Origin of the sequence: Microbacterium sp., from assembly GCF_030149085.1 — a bacterium.
Classification (GTDB): domain Bacteria; phylum Actinomycetota; class Actinomycetes; order Actinomycetales; family Microbacteriaceae; genus Microbacterium.
In genome coordinates this window covers 1-9,198 of sequence record NZ_JASBSF010000020.1, presented here as the reverse complement: position 1 = coordinate 9,198, position 9,198 = coordinate 1, and the positions used below count along the sequence as shown (strand labels likewise).

The window sequence follows — 9,198 nt, the reverse complement described above, 5'->3', positions numbered from 1 at the left end:
GGAGCATGCTTGAATTGCACCTACGAGATGCCTCTCGGATCGGTCGAACAGCGGTCTAGACAATCACTATTCTTCCTGATCAGAGGGGCATTTCTGCGTCACGGCACCCGCTTGTCACCCAAGCTCATCGGTGGATCGAGGGTAAGCGCCGCCGAAGAAGGCGACGTTCACGAGGAACTGGATGAGCATGAACGCCACGTAGGGCGAGAAAAGCCCTGCGCGCGACAGTCCCTCGTCGGTGGGGGCGGTGGCATCGATGAACATCGTCACCAGCAGCCAGATGAACATCCCCACGATGATCACCATGCGCACGATGAACGCGCGGCGCCGATCGTCTACCCACGCCCCGACCGTGTAGAAGGCGATGAAGACGGCAACGTTTCCCACGTAGAGCTCCGGGATGCGCGCCGTCATGCCGAGGAAGAACGCGATCGACACCGCGACCGCGACCGTGCTGGGTAGGCGCCGCCGCCATGCGAGTGGTGCTGTGACGCCGAAGGCATACAGGAGGGCGAAACGGAGGTCGACCTCGGTCTGGCTGTAGATTCCCGCGACCGAGCCGAGGGCCGTGCTCAACACCGCCGTGACGAACAGTGCCACTGCTAGCCAGACATCGCCTCGCAGCGGAACCCACCACGAGGTGGCACGCGTCGGATCACTCACCCATCCACGCTACGTCGATCCCATGCCACGTCACATCCGTCTCATGGGGGAGGCCTCGCGCCCGCCGGACGGGGCCGGCCACCGTCCCGATCGCAGGATCAGATGGGCGAGACGAGCCGCCAGGGGTCGGCAGTGCGGATTGATCCTGCGTTCGGCGCGCCGGGCGCGGTGTGCTGACGCGTACTGTGAGGGAATGGCGAGCCGGCAGACCTCCCCGGTCACGACAGGATTCGGGGGCCGGGTGCTCGCGTTGCTGGCGTGCTCGCATCCTGGGCCGACGGTGGTCGTCACGACGCTCGCCGGATTGCTCGCCGTCGGCGCCGACATCGGAGTGGAGCGCATCGCCCTGACCGTCGCGGCTGTGCTCTTCGGCCAACTGTCTGTGGGATGGTCCAACGACGCCATCGACGCCCCGCGCGATATCGCCGTCGGGCGTCGCGACAAGCCGATCGCGGCGGGCGTGATCTCGCGCAGAGCGGTCGCTGCTGCAGCGGGCGTCGCGCTCGTGCTCGCGCTGGGTGTCTCCGGCGTTATCGGGTGGCAGTTCTGCCTCGCCCATGGCATCGCTCTGGCCTCGGCGTGGGCGTACAACGCCTGGCTGAAGTCCACATGGGCATCGGTGATCCCGTTCGCGGTGAGTTTCGGCATCCTGCCCTCGCTCGCAACCCTGGCAGCTGCCCTGCCTGCGGTGGCTCCGTGGTGGCAGGGAGCCGCCGGTGCGCTGCTGGGTGTGGCAGTTCATTTGACCAACGTGCTTCCCGATCTCGCCGACGACGAGGCGACGGGTGTGCGCGGACTCGGTCACCGGATCGGTGCCACGCCGAGTGCGATAGCCGCGTTCGCCGCCGTCATCGCGGGGACCGTGGTCGTGCTGGTCGGATCGTTCGGCGAGGCGCCCCGCGCCGTGGCGCTCGCTGCGTCAGTGAGCGTTGTGACGTGCGCGGTCGCGGGTCTGCTCCGCGCGCTCCGGAAGCCGGACCGCGTGGTCTTCCGACTGGTGATGGCGTCCGGTCTGATCCTCGCCGCGCAACTGGTTCTCACCGCGTTTGCGGCGTGAGGTGGCTTATGCGGGCATCAGGATCGAAACCCATCCCGTAGGCGTGCGCGAGGAGCCGCGCCGGCACGAGACGGATGCCGGCGAGTCGCGCGGCGGCGCCGAAGCCACCGTGACCACGCCCGGCCACGGTGTTCAGCGCGGCGATCCGGGCCGCGGTCTTCGCGGCGGCTCTCCGTCGACGCTCCCACGCGAGCAGTGCGGCCGGCTGCTCTGCGGTGCTGCTCCACTCTCCGAGCAGCGGCGCGAGCGTCGCTGCGTCGATGAGCCCGAGGTTGAGGCCCTGCCCGCCGATGGGGCTCACCTCGTGGGCCGCGTCACCGATCGCCAAAACCCGTCCGCGCAGCATCCGGCGCGCGACGAATCGGCCGACCCCGAAGGTCGTCGCGGTCGTGATCGTGTCGCCAGAGGATCCCGCACGCCGGCTGACGGCGTCACGCAGGGTGGTCACGTCATCAGTTGCGGTGCCGGTGGAGCCCGGGCGGTGCCAGGCGACATATCGCCGCAAGCCGCCGGGCAGGGGGAAGGACTCCAGGACGCCGTCTGGATGCAGGTGAACGATGGCGCGAGGCCCGTCGACGGTGTCATCGGGAGCATCGGCCATGACGTACCGGTCGGGGTACGCGCGGCGTTTCCCGTCCCGGGTGAGGCTACTGATGCGACGGGAGCGAGACCCCGCCGCGATCACGACCGCATCACCGCGCACCTCGCCGCGGTCGGTGATCACCCGACACGACGATCCCTCGTCGATCACGTCGAGCACCTGGATTCCACGCTGCGGGGCGGCGGCGCCGTGGCTGGCCGCCGCACCGGCGATCGCAGCCTCGGTGGCGGCCTGCGGGAGGGTCGCGACGAACGGGAACAATGCGAGTGACCCGGCCCGCACCGCTCCGAAGCGGATCGTGGTCACGGTCCGGCCACCGACCCTGGCCTCGCCTTCGCGGACTCGCAGGCAGGTGGCCAGGACGCGCTCGGTCACCCCCGAGGCTGACATCGCCAACAGAGCGGCGGAATGGATGCCGATGGCTCGGGATCCGGCGCCGGGGGCCTCACGCGCTTCGAGCGTGACGTGTTCCACGCCCAGGCGGGCAAGCTCGGCGCCCAGCAGCGTGCCCACCGGACCCGCGCCAACGATCACGACACGCATGGATCACACCCCGCCAGTGGTGCGCGAGTTTCGAGCGGCGACAACGCGGAACGGGGCCGGCGCGGTTACCGTCCATCCCGGCGGGACCTCTTGCTGGAGCTCGGCGAGAGTGTATGAGCGACGGATCGAGCGGAGGCCGTCGGTGAACAAGAAGGTTCCGGGCGCGAACGGCAGGATGCCGAGGCTGTAGAGGACCCATGCCGTTCTGCTCCGGGCGATGTCGTTGTGCAGCGCGAGCTCGGCACCCAGCGCGTCGGTGTGCGCGAACAGCTCGTGCAACTGGTCCCGGCTGAGGTGATGAAGGACATGGTTCGAGACGACGACATCGAACTCTTCGCCCGCCTCGACGAGGTCAGCGGCGTGGGTGCCGCGGAAGGTCACGCCGGGCTCGGATCGGCGCGAGGTCGCGACAGACAGGCACCGCGTGTCGGGATCGATTCCGCACACCTCCACCGCGAAGCCGTCTGCTCGGGCGCGTCGTGCGAGGTTCAGAGTGACATCGCCGCCGCCGCATCCGACGTCGAGAATCCGGACCGGCGCCTCACGCTGCTCGTCAGCTCGGGAGCGAAGGTAGGGGCGCAGACGGGATCTGTAGATCGTGCCCCATCCCGCCACCGCCCGGTTCACCACCCCGAACCGGCGTACCGTGCGGAGCAGCATCCGCTCGTCGCAGTGCGGATCATCCATCAGTTCGCGAAGAGCCTCGTCACGAACGCGCACTGTCCGCCTGCCCCACGCGCACACTTTCCGTTGTGTCTGCAGGCTGGCGCGGTGCGATGCGAGCTGCCGCGCTCTCGACCGCCAGGCCGGGTCCGAACGCCGTGACGAGCACCTGCTCGCCCACGGCCACCGTGGGATCTCCGAGAAGGTCGGCGAGGATGAACAGCACGGTGGCAGAGGACATGTTCCCGTAGTCGCGCAGGATTGCCCGGGACCGCTGCAGAGCTGATTCGTCGAGATCCATCGCCTGCTCGAACCTGTCCAGGATGCTGCGCCCGCCCGGATGCACCACCCACTGATCAATCGCGCCGGTGCGATCAAGGATCGGTGCGAGCGCTGCGCGGACCTCGCGTCCAACGATGCGAGGAACGTTGCCGGTGAGTGTCATCTCGAAACCGTGGTCGCCGATGATCCACGCCATGTCCTGCTCGCCGTCGGTCGTGAGGGCGGTGGTGAAGCCCGTCAATTCCAGCGCACGGGGCGGGGCTGACGGTGCGGTGGGAACTCGGTGCTGCGGGGGGCGCGGTGACCACCGCCGCTGCCGCACCGTCGGCAAAGACGGCGGAGGCCACGATCTGGTCGGGTTCGGATGACGAGCGAATGTGGATGGAGCACACCTCGGTGCACGCGACCAACACTGTCGCGGTGGGGTCGGTGAGGCAGATGCGCCAGGCCGAGCGCAGCGCGGGAATCGCTGCGGCGCACCCCATGAAGCCGATGTGTTCGCGCTCGACCGTCGAATCCAGCCCGAGGTCGCGGACGAGCCGGTACTCGGGGCCCGGAGCGTAGAACCCGGTGCAACTGGCTGTGACGACGTGGGTGATCTCACCGGGCTCGACGCCGGCGTTCTCGAGTGCACGCCGTGCGGCGGCCTCCGACAGTCGCGGCGCTTCGCGTGCGTATCGGGCGTTGCGCGTAGCGGTCCCCGGGTTGCGCACCGCGTGAGTCTCCGGCTCGAGAAAGTCTCCGCCACCACCGGCGAGATCTTCGATGACGGTGTGGCGCCGCTCGATCGCTGAGTTGTCGTAGGCGGCGCGGACGAGTCGCGCCGTCAGGGGCGCGATATCCGGTTCTGCGAGGAACAGGTCCCTCACCTGGGATTGCGAGAGCGCGAACTCCGGCACCGCGGTGCCGATGCCAATGAGCTGCACTCCCATGCACTCACCCTAGGCGTCGGGTGCCTCGGCGGGGCCGCCTCAGCCGAAGATCATCGGGCGGTCATCGTCCTCGTCGGCTGCCCCGGGGAACAGTCGTGCGCGGTCGAGATCCACGACCACGGGGACGTGGTCGCTCGGCGCCTCGCCCTTGCGCTCGTTGCGGTGGATGGCAGCATCCGTCACAGCATCCGCGAGAGCGCGTGAGCCCAGAACGAAGTCGATCCGCAGACCCTCGTTCCGGGGGAACCGCAGCTGCTTGTAGTCCCAGTACGTGAACCCCGTGGGAATCAGGGGTCTGACGACATCGCTCAGCCCCGCCTGCTCAAGAGAGGCGAAGGCTTCACGTTCGGGAGGGGACACATGAGTGGATACCCCTTCGATGATCGTGGGGTCGCCGTTGTCGGCATCCGTCGGGGCGATGTTGAAGTCGCCGACCAGGGCCAGCGGCAGGTCGGGGGTCGCAGCCAGGGTGCTGGCGGTGTACTGGCGCAGCGCCTCGAGCCAGTGGAGCTTGTAGACGTAGTGGGGGTCTTCGAGGGCGCGGCCGTTGGGGACGTAGAGGCTCCAGACACGCACGCCGTCGATGGTCGCCCCGATTGCGCGGGCTTCTTGCGGAGCATCCGGACCCTCGTGCCCCTTGGCGAAGCCGGGCATCCCGGCGAAGGCGGTCTCGACCTCGGTCGGGCGGGAGCGGCTGGCGATTGCGACACCGTTCCACTGCGAGAACCCGTGGGCCTCGACGTGGAAGCCCGCCTGCTCGAACTGCTCGAACGGGAACTGCTCGACCTTGCACTTGATCTCTTGCATCGCCAGCACGTCGATGTCTTCACGCACCGCGAAGTCGACGATCCGGTCGACCCGGGCGCGGACGGAGTTCACGTTCCAGGTGGCAAGGCGCATGATCTCAGCCTAGAGTCGCCCGCCGACCTCGCCCGCTTCGCGACGCGGGCTCCGGGGCGGGGTGTGGCTAACTCCTGAGTTCCGGGCCCGACGCCGGGTCGTGTCGGCGTGAGGATGCTGTGCGCCAGCCGAGTGTGCGGAGTTAGCGACGGCGCCGGCACGGGAGGCAGGGAATTGATCCGGCCCCCTCCGCTGCCTGGACCCAGATCGAGGCGTAGCGTGCGGTCCATGGTCGGCTCGCGGTGGGGTGTCGATATCGCTTCAGGTTGTCGCCTGGTTCAACCTCGCATCCGCGCTGCTGGGCATGGCGGGTCTCACCCTCGGTTTCATGCCCATCCCGACGGAGTGGATCGAGGGTTCGGTCTTCACGTCGTACGTGTGGCCTGGCGTCATCCTCGGGGTCGTCGTCGGTGGGTCGCAGGCGCTCGCGCTTGCGGCGCAGTACGGCAGGTATCGACTGGCCGCTGGCATGCACGCGGCGGCGGGGCTCATCATGATGATCTGGATCTTCGTCGAGATCGCCATCATGCTCGTGTGGTCGCCGCTCCACGGCATTTACTTCGCAACCGGCCTCATTCAGACCACACTCGCAGTGCTCGCACTCGGCGCCTGGCCCCGCCCGTTCCTCGCCCGCAGTCCCCGCTGACGCCGCAGAAACGGATGCTGCGCCTACAGCTCCCGCAGGATCTGCTCGACCTTCTCCTTCGCGTCGCCGAAGAGCATCTGGGCGTTCTCGCGGAAGAACAGTGGATTCTGCACGCCCGCGTAGCCCGAGGCCATCGACCGCTTGAAGACGATGACGTTGTCGGCCTCCCACACCCGTAGCACCGGCATCCCGGCGATCGGGCTGCCCGGGTCCTCGGCGGCGGCGGGGTTGACGGTGTCGTTCGCGCCGATGACGAGCACGACGGATGTCTCACCGAAGTCGTCGTTGATCTCGTCCATCTCGAACACGATGTCGTACGGCACCTTGGCCTCGGCCAGCAGCACGTTCATGTGCCCGGGAAGGCGTCCCGCGACGGGATGGATGCCGAACCTCACGTCCACGCCGCGTTCGCGCAGCTTCGCCGTGAGCTCGGCTACGGGGTATTGCGCCTGGGCGACAGCCATGCCGTAGCCCGGGGTGATGATGACGCGGTCCGCCTCGGCGAGGAGCTCGGCAGCGCCGGTGACGTCGATCTCGCGGTGTTCGCCGGTCTCGGCATCCGTCGACTTCGGTGCCTCGATCCCGAACCCGCCGGCGATAACGGAGATGAACGAACGGTTCATGGCGCGGCACATGATGTACGACAGGTAGGCGCCGGAGGAGCCGACGAGCGCGCCCGTCACAATGAGCAGGTCGTTGCTGAGGATGAAGCCTGCCGCCGCGGCGGCCCAACCGGAGTAGCTGTTGAGCATTGAGACGACTACGGGCATGTCGCCGCCGCCGATCGAGGCAACGAGGTGCCAGCCGAGCAGCAGCGCGAGGATCGTGACCACGATCAGCAGCCACAGATCCGGCGTGATGACGTACCAGACCGTCAGGCCGACGAAGGCGACGAGGGCGCCGAGGTTGAGGACGTTCTTGCCCGGCAGCATCAGCGGCTTCGAGGAGATGCGGGCCGAGAGCTTCAGGAACGCGACGATCGATCCCGTGAAGGTCACGGCCCCGATGAAGACCCCGATGAAGACCTCCGCATGATGGATGCCGAGCAGCGCACCGTCGATCTCGCCCGGGTCCAGTGCTCCGTTCCACCCCACGATGACGGCCGCAAGGCCCACGAAGCTGTGGAGGAGCGCGATGAGTTCGGGCATCCCGGTCATTTCGACGACGCGTGCGCGCCACAGCCCGATCGATCCGCCGATCAGCACCGCGACCACCAGCAGTGTGAGACCGATCGCGGCCTGCGGCTGTCCCCAGAGCTGCTCGACCGTGAGCCAGATCGTCGCGGCAATGGCGATAACCATGCCCGCGATGCCGAACAGCACACCGCGGCGGGCTGTCTCGTGCTTGCTGAGGCCGTGCAGGCTCAGGATGAACAGCAGCGCCGCGACGAGGTAGGCGGCGCCTGCGACGGATGCCGCAACCGACGCGCTCGCGGCGGACACTGACGCACCGCTGTGGAGAAGGATCGACGCGGCGTTCATCGGGCCTCACCCTTTGAGTCGGTGCCCTTGGAAAACATGGCGAGCATTCGGCGGGTCACCGCGAAGCCTCCGAAGATGTTGATGCTGGCGAGAAGCACCGCGACGGCGGCGAGAATCTGAACGATGAGCTCCCCGGATGCCAGCTGGAGCATCGCGCCGACGACGATGATGCCCGAGATGGCATTTGTCACGCTCATGAGCGGCGTGTGGAGGGCGTGATGCACCTTGCCGATCACGAAGAAGCCGATGATGATCGACAGGACCAGCACAGTGAAGTGCTGGGGGATCGGTGGCGGTGCGATCGCGGTCACGACGAACAGGAGAACCGCCGCTGCCCCGAGAAGCACCGGGGTCCGCCACGCGGGCGCCTTCTTCGGTTCTGGCTTCGGGGCAGGCTCCCCCGCGACCGGCTTCGGTGCGGCCGAGACCTGTACGGGCGGTGGTGGCCAGGTCGACTCGCCGTCGCGAACGATGGTGACACCACGCTGCACGATGTCGTCGAAGTCGATCGTGAGCTGCCCGTCCTTGCCGGGGGTCAGCAGCGCGACCAGGTTGTAGACGTTCGTGGAGTACAGCTGCGACGCCTGCGCGGGAAGTCTCCCCGCAAGATCCGTGTAGCCGAGGATCGTTACGCCGTTCTCGGTCACGATGCGCTCGCCGGCAACCGATCCCTCGACGTTGCCGCCCTGCGCCGCCGCCATATCGACGATGACACTCCCCGGCTTCATCTGCGCGACATCGGATGCCGTAATCAGCCGCGGCGCTGCGCGCCCGGGGATCAGCGCTGTCGTGATGATGATGTCGACATCCGCGGCCTGCTCGGTGTAGATCTCGGCCGCGCGGCGATCGTAGTCTTCGCTCGTCGCCTTGGCGTATCCGTCGGAAGACTCCATGACCTCGTCGACTTCGACGGGGAGGTACTGTCCGCCGACCGACTTCACCTGGTCGGCGACCTCGGGCCGCGGGTCGGTCGCGCGAACGATCGCGCCGAGGCTCGCAGCCGTCCCGATCGCGGCGAGTCCCGCGACGCCGGCCCCGGCGACCAGTACCTTTGCCGGTGGCACCTTGCCGGCTGCTGTCACCTGACCGGTGAAGAAGCGGCCGAACTCGTGTGCTGCCTCCACGACGGCGCGGTACCCCGAGATGTTCGCCATCGAACTCAGGACATCCATCGACTGCGCGCGAGAAATGCGCGGAACGGCATCCAACGAAAGTGCGGTGATCCCGCGGGTCGCGAGGGACTCCCGAACCTCGGGTCGGAACGCCGGCGCGAGCATGCCGATCACAGTTGCGCCATCTCGAAGCAACGCCACATCGTCCGGGGTCGGCGAAGTGACCGTCACGACGATGTCTGCACCCCACGCGCCGGCACGGTCGCTCACCTCGGCCCCGGCATCCGTGTACGCCGCATCGGGGAACGAGGATGCCGC

10 protein-coding genes are annotated in these 9,198 nt (G+C 68.0%); 2 read left to right on the top strand and 8 right to left on the bottom strand.

Translation table 11 applies throughout. From position 1 onward, the window contains the following. Positions 1-114 precede the first annotated feature (114 nt). Positions 115-663, bottom strand: coding sequence for a hypothetical protein (locus Q1V87_RS00780; protein ID WP_300590438.1), 549 nt, complete (start codon positions 661-663; stop codon positions 115-117). A gap of 193 nt (positions 664-856) precedes the next feature. Here Q1V87_RS00780 and Q1V87_RS00775 point away from each other — a divergent pair, with 193 nt between their 5' ends. Next, positions 857-1,720 (top strand): UbiA family prenyltransferase, encoded by an 864-nt coding sequence (locus Q1V87_RS00775; RefSeq protein ID WP_300590437.1) that lies wholly within the window; start codon positions 857-859, stop codon positions 1,718-1,720. On the opposite strand, the gene Q1V87_RS00770 is transcribed toward Q1V87_RS00775, so the two are convergent. Genes Q1V87_RS00770 through Q1V87_RS00750 form a run of 5 tightly spaced genes read right to left on the bottom strand, consistent with a single transcriptional unit; the run spans position 1,701 to position 5,641 of the window. After that, the gene (locus Q1V87_RS00770) at positions 1,701-2,864 is read right to left on the bottom strand and encodes an NAD(P)/FAD-dependent oxidoreductase (RefSeq protein WP_300590436.1); all 1,164 of its coding nucleotides are present in this window, start codon (positions 2,862-2,864) and stop codon (positions 1,701-1,703) included. The two genes, Q1V87_RS00775 and Q1V87_RS00770, sit on opposite strands and share 20 nt — an antisense overlap. A 3-nt stretch (positions 2,865-2,867) precedes the next feature. Then, the gene (locus tag Q1V87_RS00765; protein ID WP_300590435.1) at positions 2,868-3,584 is read right to left on the bottom strand and encodes a methyltransferase domain-containing protein; all 717 of its coding nucleotides are present in this window, start codon (positions 3,582-3,584) and stop codon (positions 2,868-2,870) included. After that, positions 3,571-3,972, bottom strand: a complete 402-nt coding sequence (locus tag Q1V87_RS00760; RefSeq protein WP_300590434.1) for a 3-oxoacyl-[acyl-carrier-protein] synthase III C-terminal domain-containing protein — start codon at positions 3,970-3,972, stop codon at positions 3,571-3,573. The genes Q1V87_RS00765 and Q1V87_RS00760 overlap by 14 nt, the downstream gene beginning before the upstream one ends. Beyond that, complete coding sequence (locus Q1V87_RS00755; protein WP_300590433.1) at positions 3,902-4,741, bottom strand: hypothetical protein; 840 nt, start codon at positions 4,739-4,741, stop codon at positions 3,902-3,904. Before Q1V87_RS00755 ends, Q1V87_RS00760 begins: the two co-directional genes overlap by 71 nt. A gap of 39 nt (positions 4,742-4,780) precedes the next feature. Next, the gene (locus Q1V87_RS00750; RefSeq protein WP_300590432.1) at positions 4,781-5,641 is read right to left on the bottom strand and encodes an exodeoxyribonuclease III; all 861 of its coding nucleotides are present in this window, start codon (positions 5,639-5,641) and stop codon (positions 4,781-4,783) included. A gap of 247 nt (positions 5,642-5,888) precedes the next feature. Here Q1V87_RS00750 and Q1V87_RS00745 point away from each other — a divergent pair, with 247 nt between their 5' ends. Beyond that, positions 5,889-6,287 carry a hypothetical protein gene (locus tag Q1V87_RS00745; protein WP_300590431.1) on the top strand — a complete coding sequence of 133 codons (399 nt, stop codon included), beginning with the start codon at positions 5,889-5,891 and terminating at the stop codon, positions 6,285-6,287. A gap of 23 nt (positions 6,288-6,310) precedes the next feature. On the opposite strand, the gene pntB is transcribed toward Q1V87_RS00745, so the two are convergent. Beyond that, positions 6,311-7,768 (bottom strand): Re/Si-specific NAD(P)(+) transhydrogenase subunit beta, encoded by a 1,458-nt coding sequence (gene pntB / locus Q1V87_RS00740; protein WP_300590430.1) that lies wholly within the window; start codon positions 7,766-7,768, stop codon positions 6,311-6,313. Further along, positions 7,765-9,198: Re/Si-specific NAD(P)(+) transhydrogenase subunit alpha (locus tag Q1V87_RS00735; protein ID WP_300590429.1), on the bottom strand; the 1,434-nt coding region annotated here is incomplete at its 5' end. The genes pntB and Q1V87_RS00735, both read right to left, overlap by 4 nt.

Excerpts from the sequence above, each read along its gene's own strand:
- Q1V87_RS00775 (WP_300590437.1), top strand. The coding sequence starts at position 857 with ATGGCGAGCCGGCAGACCTCCCCGGTCACGACAGGATTCGGGGGCCGG.
- Q1V87_RS00770 (WP_300590436.1), bottom strand. The coding sequence starts at position 2,864 with ATGCGTGTCGTGATCGTTGGCGCGGGTCCGGTGGGCACGCTGCTGGGC.
- Q1V87_RS00760 (WP_300590434.1), bottom strand. The coding sequence starts at position 3,972 with ATGACACTCACCGGCAACGTTCCTCGCATCGTTGGACGCGAGGTCCGC.
- Q1V87_RS00755 (WP_300590433.1), bottom strand. The coding sequence starts at position 4,741 with ATGGGAGTGCAGCTCATTGGCATCGGCACCGCGGTGCCGGAGTTCGCG.
- Q1V87_RS00750 (WP_300590432.1), bottom strand. The coding sequence starts at position 5,641 with ATGCGCCTTGCCACCTGGAACGTGAACTCCGTCCGCGCCCGGGTCGAC.
- pntB (WP_300590430.1), bottom strand. The coding sequence starts at position 7,768 with ATGAACGCCGCGTCGATCCTTCTCCACAGCGGTGCGTCAGTGTCCGCC.